The sequence below is a fragment of the Catalinimonas alkaloidigena genome, assembly GCF_029504655.1.
Classification (GTDB): Bacteria; Bacteroidota; Bacteroidia; order Cytophagales; family Cyclobacteriaceae; genus Catalinimonas; species Catalinimonas alkaloidigena.
Window position 1 is genome coordinate 5906184 of sequence record NZ_JAQFIL010000001.1, and the last position, 19125, is coordinate 5925308.

A 19125-nucleotide genomic window follows, 5' to 3' on the forward strand; every position below is an offset into this window, starting at 1 on the left:
TTCACCTGGATTCTGTCATTGCAAAAAAAAAACCACCTTCTATAACTGAAGGTGGTTTTTTTTACAACAGATTGTACCTATAATTTAATAATCTCTTTCTGGTATATTTGATCTTTAGCAATGACTTGTACCAGGTATATCCCACTTCCATAACCTCCTAGGCTAAGAGTCATTTGGGAAATCACTTTTGTATCATCAATAAATTCATGCCGTAGTATTTGCCCTTTGGTGTTGATCACTCTCACTTCAAGAGACTCATACAAATCCATATTCATCAATTTGATAGTGACCTCCCCGTTTTGTGTTGGATTAGGGTATGCTAAAATTTCAATACAATTATTACAGGTACCATCAGATGATATTAAGGATGCTCCGTTTAAATTCTTATCACTTTGAGCGGTACGAAGTGAGTTTCCACAATCAACTGCCGGGTCACCTAATCCTGTAGGACTAATGCCATTAGCGGTCAGATGAAGTTTATCCAAATCCGCGCCATCCTCACGATAAGCAAAATCCAAGGTATGTGTACTGCCAGCCGCAAAATCCAGGCTGAGTACCCCTACTTCGCGCCAGTCAAAATTACCGGAACGAGGCGTAACGTTCCATTGTACCCAGCTACCTCCATCTAGCCTCACCCAGAAGGAATCATCATTACCTGAGAGAGCTCGCACCCGGGCATATAGCTGATAGCTGCCTGCTTCATTTACAGTAAAAGTATGGCTTACATGATCCGCACTGGAGCCAGGCGCTGAACCATAGCTATTCAGTCCCGTATTAATCGTTACATAAGTTCCTGCTGAAGCTTCAGGTAGATTCACCACATTCCAGTTCGCGCCTATCACTCCACACTCCGCTTCCAGCCAGATTTCACTTGAGGCTGTGTTTACAGTAACCTCTACCGCATCGGTAGCTTCCACTCCTTCGTTATCTGTCACTGTCAGCGTATATAGGGTAGTACCTACAGGGGCATCTACTGTAATATTAGCCTCTGTGCCTACTACTGTACTGCCATCACTCCAGCTATAACTTACAATCGTGCCATCATCACTGGAACCACTTCCATCCAGCACGACACTCTCTGTTCCATTATCATCACTATCTACTACCATTACATCTTCTCCGGCATCTGCCAGCGGTGCCTGATTGCCCCCACTACTACAGTTTCCTGCCGGGTCACCTAATCCTGTAGGACTAATGCCATTGGCGGTCAGGTGAAGTTTATCCAAATCCGCGCCATCCTCACGATAAGCAAAATCCAAGGTATGTGTACTGCCAGCCGCAAAATCCAGGCTGAGTACACCTACTTCGCGCCAGTCAAAATTACCGGCTAAGGGTGATACACTCCACTGTACCCAGTTACCTCCATCTAGCCTCACCCAGAAGGAGTCATTGGAATAGTTAGTCGCACGTACCCGGGCATATAGCTGATAGTTGCCTGCTTCATTTACAGTAAAAGTATGGCTTATATGATCCGCACTGGAGCCAGGCGCTGAACCATAGCTATTCAGTCCCGTATTAATCGTTACATAAGTTCCTGCTGAAGCTTCAGGCAGATTCACCACATTCCAGTTCGCGCCTATCACTCCACACTCCGCTTCCAGCCAGATTTCACTTGAGGCTGTGTTTACAGTAACCTCTACCGCATCGGTAGCTTCCACTCCTTCGTTATCTGTCACTGTCAGCGTATATAGGGTAGTACCTACAGGGGCATCTACTGTAATATTAGCCTCTGTGCCTACTACTGTACTGCCATCACTCCAGCTATAACTTACAATCGTGCCATCATCACTGGAACCACTTCCATCCAGCACGACACTCTCTGTTCCATTATCATCACTATCTACTACCATTACATCTTCTCCGGCATCTGCCAGCGGTGCCTGATTGCCCCCACTACTACAGTTTCCTGCCGGGTCACCTAATCCTGTAGGACTAATGCCATTGGCGGTCAGGTGAAGTTTATCCAAATCCGCGCCATCCTCACGATAAGCAAAATCCAAGGTATGTGTACTGCCAGCCGCAAAATCCAGGCTGAGTACACCTACTTCGCGCCAGTCAAAATTACCGGCTAAGGGTGATACACTCCACTGTACCCAGTTACCTCCATCTAGCCTCACCCAGAAGGAGTCATTGGAATAGTTAGTCGCACGTACCCGGGCATATAGCTGATAGTTGCCTGCTTCATTTACAGTAAAAGTATGGCTTATATGATCCGCACTGGAGCCAGGCGCTGAACCATAGCTATTCAGTCCCGTATTGATCGTTACATAAGTTCCTGCTGAAGCTTCAGGCAGATTCACCACATTCCAGTTCGCGCCTATTACTCCACATTCCGCTTCCAACCAGATATCCTGTTTTATAACAGCTTCATTAATGTTAATTCTAAAGGAAGTAAGATCAGCATCAGTCACTACAATACCGTTTAAATCAGTAGCTGTTACCTGAATATTAATAGCACCTGTCGCTTCCAGCGGTACAGTTCCACGAACTTCTCCGGTGTTTTCATCTATGGATAACCATGAGGGCAGAGGGTTACCACTTGTCAGTTGTGCCGAATAAGTGAATTCATTGCCCGGGTATCCCTGATCAAAAGCAGTGGAAGCATTGTAAACAACATCATCGCCCCCCGTAACCATAACATCGCTCAGTGCAAATGCGACAAAAGGATCATTTACCGGTTTGATATTAATAAAGTATTGAAGGTTATCATTCCAATCACAATTGGCACTACCCCCTTCGCAACCATCATTCACATAATCCTGGATGACAATATAATGGTTAGGCACTACTTCTCCGGCATAGTTCAACACCTTATATATTCTTATTCCTGATACTTGATCTACCAGATTTCCACTTGGATTACCTCCACTGCTTCTGTAAAGCGCTACCTGTATCCTAAAAGGTTGGGTAATCCTGTTAGAGAAGTCTCCCGCTATTTTCTTATTAGATGTATTATTATTCGTTTTAGGAAATAAGCTTTGATGCCATAGAGGGCCATAGGTATAAGAGAATTGGTTACCTGCTTCATCTACTATAGGCGTATCAGAATTAACTTCAATCAGGCGGGTATTGGCATTACCCGGTCCTCTGAAGGCAGCCAACTGAAAAGCCCTCACCGGTTGGTTCGGATCTGCCTGCTCAAAGACAGAAGCTGAAATCAGGTCACCATGTACTCCACTATTTACATCCTCAGGAAGTGGAGGCGCAGAACTGGGGCGCGGGTCACCATTCATAGAAGTTTTAAATCCTAAGGCACGGAAAAGCTGTATGGAGTTTGACTCATTGCCACTTTCAGGTAATCCCATATAATTACCTAACAATTGTACGGTGTACGAAGAGCCATTATCCGCGTTTGAATGGATAATAAGCTGCTGAGCCCTATCTCCTTTTCCTCCTCCATTCTCTATAAACTGCATCTCTACATCTAAAAACCCATCCGCTGGAATACTGACAGGAAAGCCGACATTTTCTGCTGCTGTACCACCTATGGTATTGATGACGAATTCCGTTTCATCAGTAATGGTCATGGCATTGATTTGGAGGGGAGATACACCCGGGTTATGAATTCGCATGACATTGGTATTGTGCAAGCGTACCGCCACACCATTAGAGTTTGTAGGATCCCGTATATGATGGAAGGAATAAATGCTATCCGCAGGAAAGCCTATGTTAGTATCCGGAATTTTAGTCATATTTTCCAGGCTGATTAGTGCCCCACTCGCCGCCTCTACGCTAAACTGCCGTACTACTTTGGTCTGGTTCTGGTTGGGAGAATCATCCGTACCTGTTACCACCAGGGTATATGCTCCTACCTGATCTATCGTAAATGCGTTGCTATTATTACCTGACTGTAAAGGACTTCCTGACTGATCAAATAGCGTATAAGATAAGTTTACCTGGGATGCTCCGCTAGCATTAGGCGTACTGCTAAAGGATACCTCAACGCTGTTCAGATAAGTTTGCTGGAAATTGTCTCCTGCCAGATTTACCTCTAATGCCGGTGGAGCGAAGACGGAATCCAGTGGTACTACACTTACACTATTGATTTTTGTATTGAAGCCTCCTTCCATCGCATCCAGATTTAACACACCATCTGTTACATGAATAGCGGCAGTAGCAGTGCTGAAGCGTGAAGCCGAGCCATTAGCACCAGAAGGCTGAAACCTGTCAATCACATTAACACCTTCAGCATTGATGTGATGAGTGCTTCCTGTTTCGTCCGCATCGCCTACAGAGACAGTGACTTCATAAAAACCATTGTTAACTGCTACACCCCATACGCCTTCTTCCGGCGTTCCATCATTCCAATTGGAAATATCATCTCCCTGCATATGCATGAAGGTATTCAGCAAAGGATCGCTCGCACTGGTTCGGGCACGGCCATTTCCCGGATCACTCAGGTCCAGTGGTGTACTCATGTCGGTTCTCAACCATCCATAGCTAAGCTGTCCACCTCCCTGTGAGGGTAAATTCCGCAGGGCGTAATCTTCTCCAAAATCTTTAAGCCAATCTTCAGGAGACTCACTAGCCTCATCCTGAAAATTGATCTGGATATCGGTAATAGGATTAACTACATTAGAAGGGGGAATGGAAGGCTTAATAAGTGTAATTTTTCCCATACCGCCCTGTATATCCTGGTATTCTGAAACATACAAATTTCCGGTAACCACATCTTCAATAACGTCCAATGGTTTGTTAAAGGCATTTAGACTGGGGATGTCTTCAATGATATTTTCAATTTCATGATCCGGACCAGCACCCGGTTCCATCACTACCAGTATGCCTGGCGTATACCACACATTGATTAGCTTGCCTGCTAAAGCCCCGTTGAAAGCATCACTCTGATATTCTATGATGCCGTTGGGTGACTTGTTTTTACCCAGGTTGGCCGAGTACCCCCGATAATTGGCATCGACCTGTGTGCCTTCAGGGTACTGGGAAACAACAGCGTCTGGCCAGGGCGTACTTGTGCCGGGGTTACCGCCATTCAATACATACTCTGCTCTTCTGGGGTTAGGGTGACCATAGTACCCTCCTTCTTCAACCCTGAATAAATAATCGTTTTGTGTGGTAATCCCTGATACGTAGGGCACAAGCGGCCCGCCATAGGCCTGGTACTGAGGTTCGCGATAGTCCGTGCTTGCAGGGTCGGAACCTGGGGCATTCGCCAGACCAGCCGAACCATTGGTAGGTACATAGAGTTGGCCATTGCTATGCCAGTCCATATCGTATGCATTACGTATCCCATTTGCGTAAATGGTTAAGGGAGCATTGGTAGCATAGGGGTTAAACGTACCCCCTTCCTCTGTTTGCGCGTCTATCGGTAAGCTAATGCTCTGACTGCTGATCTGGGCTACATCCAATCTGAGCAGACTGGCTGACAGCAGAGTTTCGTGACGATTCCAGGCGTTCTCAAGCGCTCCCATGGCTGACAAAGACCCCTGTAATATGTAGAGCGCACCATCGGGCCCGAACTCTATACTATTGGTTACGTGGTCCTTCTTAGAGCGCGGCAGGTGAATGACATAATCGGTGATTGTTTCCAGATTACTACCTTCCAGCTTACTGATTTTTCCCTGAAAGTTGGGCTGATCCGAAAAGCCATACTTGGTATGAGAGACCCAGACCTGTAAGTCTTGTGCAGTTGCATTGGGGTCAAAGGTCATCCCAACAGCTAATCTGTTTCCGCCTTCAGCATCCCTAAGTGTAGTAATTAACTCCTCATTTTCCAGAAGACCGGTTGAGCGGTCAATGTCCCACCGTTTGATATAGCCATCAGAAGTAATGCCGTAGAGTTTCTCATCCGGACCAATGACCAGAGAAGTATATCCATTACCGCCGGTAGCTACAGTAGTACGTCCCACAAACTCAATAGGACCATTATAAGAAGAAGCTCCATTACCGGTGGTGAAGTATGAACTATAAGGAAGAAATGCAACGCCTGACTGGTCAAGGAGATTTTCGCTTACCTCGAACTTGTACCTGGTATTGGTTTTTAGTTTAGTGTTGGGGGTAAGACTGATTACGTCAAAGCCACCGGAAGTACCGATTGTTGATACTACATTTGTGAGGATTTCACCTCCTTGAATCTCAGGATCTTCTGTCACCTCATAAAGCTTAACATTGGTATTATTAAGCGCAACAGGATCGATACCTGAATTAGGAAGATACAGGTTAAGACTGCTGATTGTAGGCAGAAGATCTACGTCCATGGCCCCATCCGGGATGCTGGTTCCCAGCACCTGTGGTTGCGTACTGTTTTCTGACTCTTCAATGGTGAGAGAGACAAGCTTGGTGTTAAACCCTCCAGTGGCATCCAGGCTAAGCTTACCATCATTTACTTTGACAATGTCTACGCGTGTTTCCAAATTGGATTGTCCGATGGCTGCCTGATAAGAAAGCACATTTTTTCCTTCCACATTGATATGGTGCTGCGTTCCGCTCAGGTTTTCAGAAGCCAGATCTCCCGCAACCACAGTAACCCTGTAGTCACCATTAGGTATTTCTATCTCCCACATGCCTTCTTCGTTTATGCCACTTCCTCCTACATCATCATACTGCATATGCATTAGCGTATTCTGCAGTACAGTAAAGCCGGTTACATTACGATTACGTCCGTTGCCTACCAGGCTCAGGGGCGTTTTGCTGCCATCAATGCTTAGCCAACCATAGGTATACCCATTTGGTTTTACCCCATAAGCGTCACCAAAGTCTGTCTCCCAGCCGGCAGGAGTAGTAGTCTGCGCATCCTGAAAATTAATCTGTACCGGAAAAGTCAATGGTAAGGGTGGGCTGACAGTAAGCTCAGCAGTGAAGCTGGTCGTAGTTTGATTGGGCCCACTGGCAGTCACCGTCGCCTGATATACACCCGCACTCAGCCCGGTCGGATCAAACTCAAAAACAATCTCTGCCTCAGCAGTATTGTGTATGACAGTACCATCAAGTAATTGACCTCCTACTTTGATCCAGCCGGGCGTACTGCCCCCGGAATCAGCGGTCAGGTTAACATCTACCGGAGAAGGCACAAAGTTAGTTGCTGATATAAAGTTACTTTTGTTTACCGGATCAGCATTCTCGTACAGCTCTACTGCCAGACTTGGGTCTGAGAACTCCAGTACTTCATTACCACTAGGATTAACCGATAGTACTTCTACTGAATTTATTTTGGTATTTTTAGACTGACTACTTAGCGGATCTATGGTAAGGCGGCCGTCACTCACTTCTACAGTTACAGTAGCGGCCTGAAAGCGGGAAGGATCACCTGCAGGCAGGCTATTATTTACAATAAAGTCATTAATCGCCACCACTCCTTCCACATTAATATGGTGTACCGACAGATTATTAGGATTCCCTTCTACCACCGGATCACCCACACTCACGCTAACATCATAAAATCCATTAGGCACTTCTATTTCCCAGTAGGCTTCTGTAGCCCTGTTGCCAGTCCATCCTTGAATGTCATCCCCCTGCATATGGATCAGGGTATTTTGAATAAGTGATACCCCTCCTACATTTCGGTTACGCCCTACCCCCGTTCCAGGCGTAGTAAGGTCTATAGGTGATTGGGTAGCCATGCTCAGCCAGCCATAGCTAAGCCCGTCAGACTTGAGCTGGTAGGCCTGCCCGAAGTCAGCCACATAATCTACCGGAGGCACCGTGGCCTGATCCTGAAAATTAACCTTAACATTAAAGTTATTCGTTTGTGCAAAGAGTGTATGCATGTGCAGCATAGCACAGTAAAAAGTCAATAAAAATGTAAATGATGCCTTCATAGTGTTATTCCAGTACTTAAGTAGCTTAAAATAATGTGTTGGATCTTTCTGTCAGAAGGTTTATAATGCAGATCAAACCGTTTAAAAAATCAATATTTACTTACATTGCATTCTAATTAACAATTTTAGCATTAATTAGATTATTTGTCAAGTATTTTAAAAATTCTATGTGTGTTTGTTAACAAAATGCAAAACGAATAAGGAATATCAAAAACAATCATAAAACACCCTATTGCATTTTACTAATATGGTACATCTGAAAATCCGATTTTATGACAGAAAAGTATTTATTGACAGCCCATTAACCCCTTTTCCTAATCACCTATTTTAGCAGCTATATTTTACGTTTATACTTTACTAATAAGCACACGCACGGGTGTACAGAACCTGCTTCAGTCCACAAAAAAAAAATTCTTTATTTAATCCCAATATTTCTTTCTTCTTCTATACTAATAGTCATGGCTTGATGCCGCTTCTGTATGTTGCAGGCCGGGACTAAAAGACTATAGCACAAGAAAAGATCAGGGAATGACGACAGGCTATAGCCTGGATGATAAGCAGATTTTACAGATTGCTCTTTAAGCGCCTCCACTCAAACTCTACACAACCCCTCATTATTACTTAGGTAGCAGCGTTATAAATGGCTGAGCATAAATAATAAAATATTTATTTGCTGTAGAAGGTTGACATACCAAATTTTAGGCTTGAAATAAAATAGTACCCGGCCTGGGTCGCTGGTGCTTAAAACGAGACGGAAGGACTTTTCACTTCAGGACAGTAGCCTGAATAGCACCGATTGAGAAAATCATTATTCGTTTTAACATGCTAATCGTTTGTCTAACATTATTGACTAAGCTGAAGTCTTAAGGGACATCTTCAGTCTTACTCATTGCTTTACAGCAGGCTTTGTGCTTCAATGTGGGCTATCAGTTCCTGATACTGCTGTTCAGTCTGGTCCTGAATAAGCTTCTTTTGAGACGCACTAAACAGCTGATTGTATTTTAGCAAACGGGTATCCTGCAAGCCTTTGCCCACTTCTTTCTTCCAGGGTTCTTCTTCACTGGTTATTTTCGTGTTTCCTGAATCAATCATCTGTACATTCACAGCATAACCCTTGAGCTCGGTAAAAGCATATAAAGCTTCTATCTGTTGACTTGGTTCAGTAATCAGCTTTTCGTAGAGCAGGAAAAAGTGTCCCTTTTTATGTATAAAATCAATACTCTTAGAAAGAAAATACTTATAACGATCAATACACTGCTGCACGGTATTTTGATCTACCCAAAGGTCAGCATATTTTTTTCCGGCATCATAAAGTGAGGCGATGTTATCACGTGGATCGCGGATGGTATGGATGAAGATTGACTGCTCAATATGTCTGTCAATTAGCCGGATGTAGCCTACATGTTCGGGTGATTTCTCTACCCAATGAGTCTTTTTGTCTGCCAGTGCTGCGGTGGTAAACAGATGATCCAGTAACTTTACCGTATCCGAAAGTTTTCGACAGGCCCTGGCATCTCGCTCATACTGCCGGTACAGCTCAGGAAACTGAGTGGCAAGCTTGTCCAGGGCGGAGTCTACACTTTTTTTGTGAAGGGTAAAGTGATCCAGAAACCTGAGACCTGCTGTTTGTCTCCTCATACGATGAATAAAATGTGTTTCGCGGGTAGAGAAGACCTGAGGGTGCGCTGCCAGGATGGATTGTGTAAGTGTTGTCCCTGACCTGGGAACGCCTACGATAAAAATCTTTTTCATTTGATCAATAGCTTCCAGGATAAATGTATTTCATGACTTGAAAATCCAATTTTCTCATTTGTAGGTAAATAGTGCTTTTACTTTTAATACAAAGACCCACCGTAGCTTGGGAATAAAGTATTCCAGGCATAAGACGATAAATATGGCTGCCAAGGTCGCGATGGCAGAACCTACTATCCCGTAGTAGGGAATCATGATGAGGTTCAGACCTACATTGCAGAACGCTACCAAAGCCTGTCTTACAAAAATTGTGATATTATGTTTACGGATTAGTAATAGCTTGTTGGTAATAATGCCCAGATAGATCATGGGTATGGTCCAGATCAGTATATTGAGCACCTGATAACTCATAATATATTCTTCTCCGTACAGCAGACTCACCGCATAGTAAGAGATAAGGTTAATGCCCACCGCCAACCCTGCCAGTGCAAAAAAAACGCCTCTAATGATGCGAACAACGGTATTTTTTTCTTTTTCCGCATCCAGGTTGAGGTTAATTAATTTGGGGTAAATAGACTGCCCCACGATCATCGGAATAAAATTAAACACTTCAGCCAGACGTACTCCCGCGGCATATACACCTACACTCTCCGCGTCCAGATAACTTTTCAGCATGATCTGGTCTATTCTCATTCCAATAGAGATAGAGATGCCGGAAAGTATAAGAGGATAACTCTCTTTGAGAATTTTACCGGCCAACGCTTTATCGAAAGACCAACTCCCGATGCTGAAGTACTCTTTCTTATAGTAAAAGACCAGGCGTATCGCATTGAAAACCGAATCCAGCAGGATTACTCCTCCGAAGGCCAACAGAGGTGCGTCCATGAGGATAAGTACTACTTTAAGGACCGTCATGATGCCAAAACCCAGCAGATTGGCCAGCACCATATACTTAGACCTGACATCTGCCTGAAAAAGAAAGTCTATGACATTGACACTTTTGAAGATCATACCAGCTGCAATGATGAGGGTCAGCAGCCGGGTCAGGCTATCTTCTTCCGACAAGCTGATACCAGACATTATAAGTAGTATGGCCAGACTGGCCCCGCTGAGCTTAATAGCAAAGGCGGTACCCAAGAGCACTGAGCGCTTATCGGGTTGCCTGACTAACTCCCGTATTACGATCTGGTCAATGCCCAGGGAAGCTACGGCAGCCACCAGGGCTACCAGGCTCTGTACATAACTGAGAATACCGTAACGGTCTGGACCTAAGTAACGGATAACCCATACCGCTACCAAAAAGCCCATGCCCATCCTCACGACATTCTGTAAGTACAGCCATGAAAAATTATATATATACTTTTTAGCTCCTCCTCCCAGCTTCAGCTTTTGTAAGCCTTTCTCCAATAAGACAGCATAGGCAGGGGGCTTGTTGTCCGTTTTACACAATCAGCTAGTAATTATCAAAATACTATACATAGATAATAGCGAATATGATAATACTAAGATATAATTCCTAAAGGATTGGCAACAATAATGCTTGAACATTATTGTTTTGTGAATATTGTGATCTTTACTTAAAATGCTCCATATCAACTCACCAGTATATTATAGATAAATCACAAAGATTGTGTATGTGAAAATTAATGGGGAGTGCTAACCTTTATTTTAGCTGAGGAAACATCGATTTTTTTGAATTCCTATGGTATTTTGTCCGCTTTAATTCGGCCCATTACACAGTAGTAATTTTTGAGGGAGAATTAATGCCTCATAAAGACAGTCGCTTTAGAAGCAAAGAATCTCTTCTTTGAACTCATCAAGGGGCTCTATTTTCCGTTCCACAAATTGTCTTTTACAGATTTTACACTTATGATTCTGTCGTTCGGCGATCCGATTGCCATTATATGTTTTGCCTTTCTTAAATGTATATTTACTTTGGCAATGTGGACAAGGGAGAGTTTGTTTGAGTCGCATTTTGCAAACTTCCATCCCATTGCTATTCTTTCAAAATTCCTGTCCTTACAAAAAGATCACTACCGAAACAGATGTGCATTATAAAATGAGTGATGCTGAAATTTTAGCTACAGCTCTTATGGCAGCACGCTGCTTTCAGGGGAATATTTATTCAGTGATGGGATATATAGTACCATCGTGATGAGTCACCTTCAGCCAAATCACGAACTTCTTTGTAAAAAAAATTCATGCGCTCACTAAGGAGGTTCTATACGTAAACTTGGACTTTACATTCTCACCTTTACGCTTTGTCAACTAGCTTGACATCTCGCAATTTAGATTAATTATGTCTATGTGCTTACTTACTCTTAATAAGCGGCAAACTTATGGATCAAGAGGCTATCAAATTGAGAAGCAGGTTTTTTTATGACTCATTATCTTAGCATAAAGCCTCAGTTTTTCTTTTTTGTGCATGTAAGTTTTTACAAAAAAAAGCAATATATTAAAACAATAATGGTAATATTTTCTAAACTTATATTTATATAGTATAAATAGTAACACTAGGTAAAGTAAATTATTTAAATAATCATACTACAGGGTTAGACCATAGCATGTAATTATTAATAATATTTTAATGTATCATAATGAGAAATCACCAACTTTATAATTTCGCATATAATTAAGTAGCATTTTTGATTAAATTGACATAATGTCATAGCAATAAAAATAGTACTGCTGTTTTACAATTTATTTATTAAATAAATTGTAAAAAGTGCTCATTACTTGGGTAAATACAAATTTGAGCTGATAGAAATGTAGCAGGTGACTACATGTTATTAAGAGAAATTATCAGCTTAATAGCATCACATTTTGGCTACCAAAGAGGTGGTTAACTACCCGGATGAACTTTTAGGCAGGGAGAAGGTCTTTCAGTTCCCTCTAACCCTAACTCTGTGAGCCTAGTTTTTTACTGTAGGAATCTGGCATGATTATACCTGATAAGTGACGGATTGCCGATATATTGCCTAAAGCCAGAGCTCATTGCTGTAGCGGAAAACGCTTCTTAGCCAGTGTATCAGTAGGCAGGTTGGTACTATTTATTTTGTTCATTTTGACTTCTTGTTTAATAAATTTTGAGAATTATCAATGAGCTAGATGATTAGCTGAAGTAAAGATTTTCTGTATTATCATTCATAGCCTTAAATTTCTGAGATTCCTTATTAGTTGGTTATCCGCTAAAGAGAGGGATGAGATAAAATTCGTATTTAGGTCACTGATACTTAGTGATCAATTTTTCTACATTCCCACTCTGTATTTAAATGAATCTTGATGTTTCTGTTTATTTTACTCAACCCAGCCCTCCAGTTTCTTTCCTTCCGGGTCTTCAGGGAAAGTGTATAAGTTGATTTTTTCATGAGTTGCTACCTCAGCACGGTCACCAGGTTGGCATAAGCCCATTTGCACTTACCTCTGCTTTTGATCAAAGTAATCAAGAGATTAGCCAGCATGGCTGCCCCATCTGGATCTCAATAGTGTTTTGATTATCTCTTTGCACAATACGTTAAGAGAAAATTCTGTTTGAGCGGCTTGAACAACAGCGCTATCGGTCACAAAAACAAGCAATTGTTATCGCTACACCCCGAGGCTATCTGCCTGTAAGGGTGTTTCTTTTTTAGTGCTGCCGTAATAGGGTGTGGTATTCCTCAAAAGTAGATTTATAGCATTAAATGCATTTTATGTAAGCTACTTGGTTGAAATTTTCTCTTAAACCTCAAGTAAAGTATTTAATATTTATAAAAATTAGTTAAATATTTAGTTTATCTGGCGCTATTGCTTTATATTAATAAGGAAAAATAGGATATTTTATTTCTTGCTTCATATTTACTACTAAACATATTATTAGTTAAATAATCCCTGCCCATTATGGGCAAATGGCTTTTGTGCGTCATCTCTTTAAAAGGGAAGAGCTAAAATTTGTATATTCTAAACTAACCAGCTTATTGTCATGAGATTATTCAATACAAAGAGTATTTACTCTAGGACACTCCTATTGATATTAATGACAATAGATATCATATGCATTTTAATAGCATATAAGCTAATGAATGTATTAGGGTATAGCCAATATTCGTCTACTACGATTATGACTACTACTCTGCTCTGGATAGTAATATGTATTCTTTTCTCCTTCTATGATATTTTTCAACTTATTTATTTCAATAAGATTTTTCGCGTTACCTTCTTTGGCAGCTTTGTATGTTTTTCTATTGTCAATTTAACTGCTTTAGTCCCCTTTGATAGTTTTTATGAATCGACATATTTTCACCTTATTCTGGGATCAGTAATGATTCTTATCAAAGGTGTCCTTACTATTTCTATAAAATTTTGGAGAAACTCTTCCGGTAATTATTCTACATACATTGTTATCGGCTATACAAAGGCCGGACTAAATGTTTATCAAAAGATTGATGGTTTAGGCTTGGGGCATAAATTTGCCGGTTTTTTTGATAACCATACACTTAACGAAAAGGTAATAGGAAAGATTGATGACGTAAAAGATTATTGCTTAAGTAATAAGATTTCCCATATCCATTATGCCCTGCCTTATAATACGAAGATTGTTCAAAGCTTAAAAAATTTTGCAGATAAGCAGTTTATCTATTTCAGCCTTGTTGACAGTTTGGAGCCTGAGGACCTATATGATAAGGATACAAGAAAGCGCTCTACGCTTGCCTATAATCACACTACTTCAAATACTCAAAAAGAACGTATACAAGCTTAAATACTACTCCTATGTTACTACACCTACGTCTTGAGAACACTGCATTGATATCTAACGGTATAATAAGGAACTGTAGCTTGAAATGTTCTAGAATGAAAATATAAACGACTTCATTTCCATTTGAGTAAGCCACTGAAGGCTTTCATAGCCAAATATATTACTAAACAACCATCAAAGTCTAATCACTACACATTTATACCTGCCAAACTATGAAATTGTTATGTTTTGCTAATACAGACTGGTATCTTTATAATTACAGGATGCCCATTGACTTAATCTTGAAAGAGAAAGGCTATACGATAGTAATGGTATCTCCCCCTGGAAAGTATGTAAAAAATATAAAAGCAGCAGGGTTTCGCTGGAGACCTATTACGATGAGCCGATGTGGAATGAACCCATTAAGAGAAAGCAGTACAATAAGACAGCTTACAAATATTTATGAAGAAGAAAAACCAGATATTGTACATCATTTTACAATAAAATGTAATCTATATGGATCCATTGCAGCAAGGTTAGCTCATGTTCCTATCGTCATTGACTCTATCGCTGGCTTAGGATACGTTTTTGCCAGCCCCGCCATAAAAGCCAGACTACTGAGGCCCTTTGGTTATTGGAGTTACAAATTATCATTGTCAAATAGTAAGGTCATATTTCAAAATACTGAGGATCGTTTTAGGTTTGTGAGTAATAATTATGTAAAAGAAAAGGATGCTTATCTGATCAAAAGCTCAGGCGTTGACTTAGCTAAATTTTTACCCCAACCTATTCCACAAGATCAAATTAACATCTTATTAGGCTCTCGCATGTTATGGACAAAAGGAATAGGTGAGTTTGTTGAAGCCGCTAAAATAGTAAAAAAGCAATACCCCCAGGTTAATTTCCTCCTTGCAGGTGATGTAGATAGTGGGAATCCATCTTCCATTACTCCTGAAAAACTACGCTCCTGGGAAGATCAGGGGTATGTCAAATGGCTAGGCTTTCAGGAAAACATGCCTGAACTTCTAAAAAATTGTCATCTAGTATGTTTTCCATCTAAACATACAGAAGGAACTCCTAAATTTTTAATTGAAGCAGCAGCTACTGCCCGTCCCATTATTACTACTCAAAACCGAGGTTGTAAAGAAGTAGTTGATGATAATGTCAATGGTTTTTTGGTACCTAAAGGTGAGCATATTAGCCTTGCTAATGCCATATTTAAACTTCTTAACAATAGAAGCTTAGTTGAAAAGATGGGAATGATGAGTAGAATAAAAGCAGAAAAAGAATTCTCCCTTAACAAAGTAGCTCATGATACACATCAGGTTTATTCAAATGCTTTGCAAGAACTCAGAGAAAATATGCTTATGCCTAATCTTGACTTTCAACCTACAAACTAATTTATTCTAATTTGACAATTAAGAAGGTATTTTTATTTCTCTTAATCATTAAACTTGATTTCGCTTACGCACAGTTTTTTGATAGCTTAACTTATGAAGTTAACTCTTTAGCTGTGTTATCATTTGATAAAAATGCTCCTCATTATCTGGTTGCAAATCAATATGGGCTAGTTGAGGATACTTCATTTAATCAGTTGATTGGACTTGGTATCAACAGGGCTTTCGAGAAAGATAAACCATTATCATTTTCTTTTAATGCTACTATCTTTGGACGCTATACTACAAAAGGAACTGACTTATTTATTCAACAAGGGTATTTAGGAATAAAATATAAAGCTATTAGCATATATGCAGGGCGCAGAGAACAAACTTTGGGTGTTCACGTGCCTTCTCTATCTACAGGTTCTCTGGCAATCAGTCAAAACATCAGGCCTTTTCCCATGATACAGATCGCTATTGATAGCTTTGTAAATCTTCCTTTGACAAATGGATTTGTTAAAATTAAAGGAACGTTTGGGCATGCCTGGTTGGAGAAAGACAGGTACATTGAAAACCCCTATTTACACTTTAAATCTTTTTACTTGAAAAGCAATGTGACTTTGCCTGTGAATTTTTACGTGGGTATTAATCATTTTGCACTTTGGGGAGGTAACCACCCTAGAGGAGATACGATTCCACAAAATTTTGGAGATTATTTCAGGGTTATCTTAGGAAAATCATCCAGAAGCCAAAGTTTAAGAGGAGAATATATTAATGCGCTGGGTGATCATTTAGGAATCGTTGAATATGGTATTACTGCCCACGCCAAGGATTTTGATCTTAAGATTTATAACCAAATGCCTTTTGAAGATAAAACCGGTCTTAAGAGGTTCTTTTTTAACAGGGATAGACTGGTAGGGGTAGATATTGATTTACAAAAAGGGGGCATACCGATCCGTTTTCTTTACGAGTACCTTTATACACTCCACCAAAGTGGTCCAGGTACACCTGACCCTCCTGAAGGTATATCTCGCAAAGACCTTTCTTACAATTATGGTCACTATTATGGAGGGCGAGATGACTATTATAATAATGCCCTATATCGCTCTGGCTGGACTTACATGGACAGAATAATCGGCAATCCATTAATTATGACAGAAGAGCATGCTTCAAAATACTTGGATAATGTTAATAGTTTCTTCCAATATATTGTTAACAATAGAATCAAAGCCCATCATGTGGGAGTAGAAACTTTTTCAAATAATCTGAGCTTCAGATTTTTGGGTACCTATTCTAATAATTATGGCACCTATGCAGGATTGAATGGCGGCCAGGAGGGGTGGTTAAGTAAAGAAGCTGGGTTTGAAGATTATGAATATGCCTTTAAACAACCATTAAGACAGTGGTATTTAATGATAGAGTCTACTGCTTCTTTGTATAAAAATAAGCTTAAGGGCACTGTAGGGTTTGCTTATGATACAGGAGAGATATACAATGCTTCAGGAATCATGGTAGCGCTAAAATGGCAATATCATAGACATAAACGCTAGTAAATTTTCTTCCAGGCAGGTAAACTTCTCTCCAAAAGCTCTTCCACAAAAAGCACATCCTTTTCAAAGACAGATAACATCCGGAGCTTTTCTTCCTCTGACAAAGATGGTAACTCTTTTCCTCCGCTGTACACCTTATTAAGCCCAAGAGATTTACCGATTTTAACCATTTTATGCATATTATAGTCTTTTAGCTTCAGTACCATTTTTGCTGCGTACTTGGCAATTAAGGGATATTTTGGCACACCGCTTTTATTGACTTTTTCTTTTAGCCTGGTAGGTTTATAGTTGTTATTCGCTCCAATAAACTCAAGCACTTCTCTCAGCACTTGATCGGGAGATGAAGCTATATCTTCTAATAAGATTACTTTTATTTGCTCCGGCTTAAAGAAATGTTGCCACCGTGATATGTGCTCACTATACTTTCCTGAGTCCACTATCCTGGGCATCTGAACTATTGCTTCACTAAACCGTCTGCTTACCCTTCCTTTTCTGTAGTGATGAAGAAACAAAGACTCAGCTCTCTTGACAGGATGTCGTAAAGAAATGATAATTTTTGTTTCCGGAAAATGTTCATGTATTCTCTTAGGCACTTCTGATTCATCAAAATAACCAGGTGTTATCTCTCCTAAGACCTGCCCACCTTTTCTATGACTAAAATACTCCCAATACTCGCTTAGCCCTCTCTGATAGTATAAGTCAAAAAACTGAACTTCTTTAACAAGCACAGGCAAGCATACTTCCGGATGATCTTTAAGGGTCTCATACAACCAGGTAGAGCCAGTTTTTTGGGGGCCTACTCCGATAAAGGAGATGCTATGTGAGGAATTTAAAGTTGCCATCATGTATTGTCAATAAGTTGCGAAAAAATCCTGTCATACTTTTGATAATATGCCTGGTAAGTAAAATTTTCTTGAGCTATACGTTTTCCTTGCCCCCCCATCTTCATTACTAATTCTGGTTCTTGAATCAGAATTGATAGTTTTTCAACCATCCTGTTTACATCATCCACATCAACTAAAAAGCCACTTTCTTCTTCGAGTACAGCATCAGGGACTCCCCCTACTCGCGTAGCCACTACAGGCAATCCTACATGCATGGCCTCATGGATTACTCTGGGGATTCCTTCATTATAAGAACATAAAACTAAGACATCGGCACATGACATCAATTGAGGAATATCGGTACGCCAGCCTAGAAAAGCTATGTTAGTGGCTAGTCCATAAGCTTGTACTGTTTCCTGCAGCCTTTGGTAGTATGCTTCGTCTACCACAGGTCCTACAAATTCTACGCTCAATTGAGGGAATTTTTCTACTAAATGCTTAACCACTTCTATTAGCATCTCCTGATTTTTCCTCGGGCCTATGGAACCCACTGAGATAATTCTAAAAAAATGATCACCCTGCTGTTTTCCATTGAGCTGCTTGATAAGTTGCATTTTATCTTTATCTATCCCAGGAAATACATAATGCATTTTTCTTTGGTATAAGTGAGTCAACATTTGGCCAAACATATCGACATGTTGAGACTTGCCCTGAGTAATTACCAAGTCAGCCAAATTTAAACCAATAAAGTGTAGTAGCTTCGTAAAACCTTTAAAAGCATCGCCTAAACCAATATCCCAGATAAGCGGAGCTCGGGTAAAAAGGCCGGCAAACCCAACAAAAAGCACTCCTTTAATATTTCTAGACCAAATAAGCCTTACTTTATTTTTCTTGATAAATTGTACCAAGGAGCGATTGTAGCCCACGAGTTTGATAAAGCCTAATATTTTTTTCCCAAACCCATATTGTAATGCTTTGCCATCCTGTACATCCAATATTGATGGTAAAGGAAAAATGACTACCTCAATATTTCTTTGTTTCAACTCTTCTACCAGTAAGCTCTGTCGTTGGGTAACCACAACTGGAGTAAATTTACGCTTGTCAAGCAGTTCTACTAAAGTAATTAGAGTTCGCGGACCACCAGTCAGTGTTTTGTTAAAAGGAAAATAAAACAGAATCCGGTGTTTGCTCATATAT

9 protein-coding genes are annotated in these 19125 nt (G+C 40.7%); 3 read left to right on the top strand and 6 right to left on the bottom strand.

Annotation, left to right across the window (positions count from 1 at the left end; translation table 11 throughout):
- Nucleotides 1-77 precede the first annotated feature (77 nt).
- From OKW21_RS23920 to OKW21_RS32875, 4 genes are all read right to left on the bottom strand, one after another.
- Entirely contained in the window at nucleotides 78-7721 is a 7644-nt protein-coding gene (locus OKW21_RS23920) for a PKD domain-containing protein (protein ID WP_277484384.1), read from the bottom strand.
- Between the two features lie 945 nt (nucleotides 7722-8666).
- Nucleotides 8667-9524 (bottom strand): sulfotransferase family protein, encoded by an 858-nt coding sequence (locus OKW21_RS23925; RefSeq protein ID WP_277484387.1) that lies wholly within the window; start codon nucleotides 9522-9524, stop codon nucleotides 8667-8669.
- Between the two features lie 54 nt (nucleotides 9525-9578).
- Nucleotides 9579-10913 (bottom strand): flippase, encoded by a 1335-nt coding sequence (locus OKW21_RS23930; protein WP_277484389.1) that lies wholly within the window; start codon nucleotides 10911-10913, stop codon nucleotides 9579-9581.
- A 336-nt stretch (nucleotides 10914-11249) separates the two neighbouring features.
- Nucleotides 11250-11453, bottom strand: coding sequence for a transposase (locus OKW21_RS32875; RefSeq protein WP_477099979.1), 204 nt, complete (start codon nucleotides 11451-11453; stop codon nucleotides 11250-11252).
- 2065 nt (nucleotides 11454-13518) lie between these two features.
- Here OKW21_RS32875 and OKW21_RS23935 point away from each other — a divergent pair.
- From OKW21_RS23935 to OKW21_RS23945, 3 genes are all read left to right on the top strand, one after another.
- Nucleotides 13519-14199 carry a nucleoside-diphosphate sugar epimerase/dehydratase gene (locus OKW21_RS23935; protein WP_277484393.1) on the top strand — a complete coding sequence of 227 codons (681 nt, stop codon included), beginning with the start codon at nucleotides 13519-13521 and terminating at the stop codon, nucleotides 14197-14199.
- Between the two features lie 209 nt (nucleotides 14200-14408).
- The gene (locus OKW21_RS23940; RefSeq protein ID WP_277484399.1) at nucleotides 14409-15575 is read left to right on the top strand and encodes a glycosyltransferase family 4 protein; all 1167 of its coding nucleotides are present in this window, start codon (nucleotides 14409-14411) and stop codon (nucleotides 15573-15575) included.
- A 113-nt stretch (nucleotides 15576-15688) separates the two neighbouring features.
- Nucleotides 15689-17104 (top strand): capsule assembly Wzi family protein, encoded by a 1416-nt coding sequence (locus OKW21_RS23945; RefSeq protein WP_277484401.1) that lies wholly within the window; start codon nucleotides 15689-15691, stop codon nucleotides 17102-17104.
- On the opposite strand, the gene OKW21_RS23950 is transcribed toward OKW21_RS23945, so the two are convergent.
- Both OKW21_RS23950 and OKW21_RS23955 read right to left on the bottom strand, forming a co-directional pair.
- Nucleotides 17101-17949 carry a sulfotransferase family protein gene (locus tag OKW21_RS23950; RefSeq protein ID WP_277484405.1) on the bottom strand — a complete coding sequence of 283 codons (849 nt, stop codon included), beginning with the start codon at nucleotides 17947-17949 and terminating at the stop codon, nucleotides 17101-17103. The two genes, OKW21_RS23945 and OKW21_RS23950, sit on opposite strands and share 4 nt — an antisense overlap.
- The gene (locus OKW21_RS23955) at nucleotides 17946-19121 is read right to left on the bottom strand and encodes a glycosyltransferase family 4 protein (RefSeq protein WP_277484408.1); all 1176 of its coding nucleotides are present in this window, start codon (nucleotides 19119-19121) and stop codon (nucleotides 17946-17948) included. The genes OKW21_RS23950 and OKW21_RS23955 overlap by 4 nt, the downstream gene beginning before the upstream one ends.
- Between the last annotated feature and the right edge of the window lie 4 nt (nucleotides 19122-19125).

Coding starts and splice junctions, on each gene's coding strand:
- OKW21_RS23920 (WP_277484384.1), bottom strand. CDS start 7,721: ATGCATACACTCTTTGCACAAACGAATAACTTTAATGTTAAGGTTAAT.
- OKW21_RS23940 (WP_277484399.1), top strand. CDS start 14,409: ATGAAATTGTTATGTTTTGCTAATACAGACTGGTATCTTTATAATTAC.
- OKW21_RS23925 (WP_277484387.1), bottom strand. CDS start 9,524: ATGAAAAAGATTTTTATCGTAGGCGTTCCCAGGTCAGGGACAACACTT.
- OKW21_RS23935 (WP_277484393.1), top strand. CDS start 13,519: ATGAATGTATTAGGGTATAGCCAATATTCGTCTACTACGATTATGACT.
- OKW21_RS23950 (WP_277484405.1), bottom strand. CDS start 17,949: ATGATGGCAACTTTAAATTCCTCACATAGCATCTCCTTTATCGGAGTA.
- OKW21_RS32875 (WP_477099979.1), bottom strand. CDS start 11,453: ATGGAAGTTTGCAAAATGCGACTCAAACAAACTCTCCCTTGTCCACAT.
- OKW21_RS23955 (WP_277484408.1), bottom strand. CDS start 19,121: ATGAGCAAACACCGGATTCTGTTTTATTTTCCTTTTAACAAAACACTG.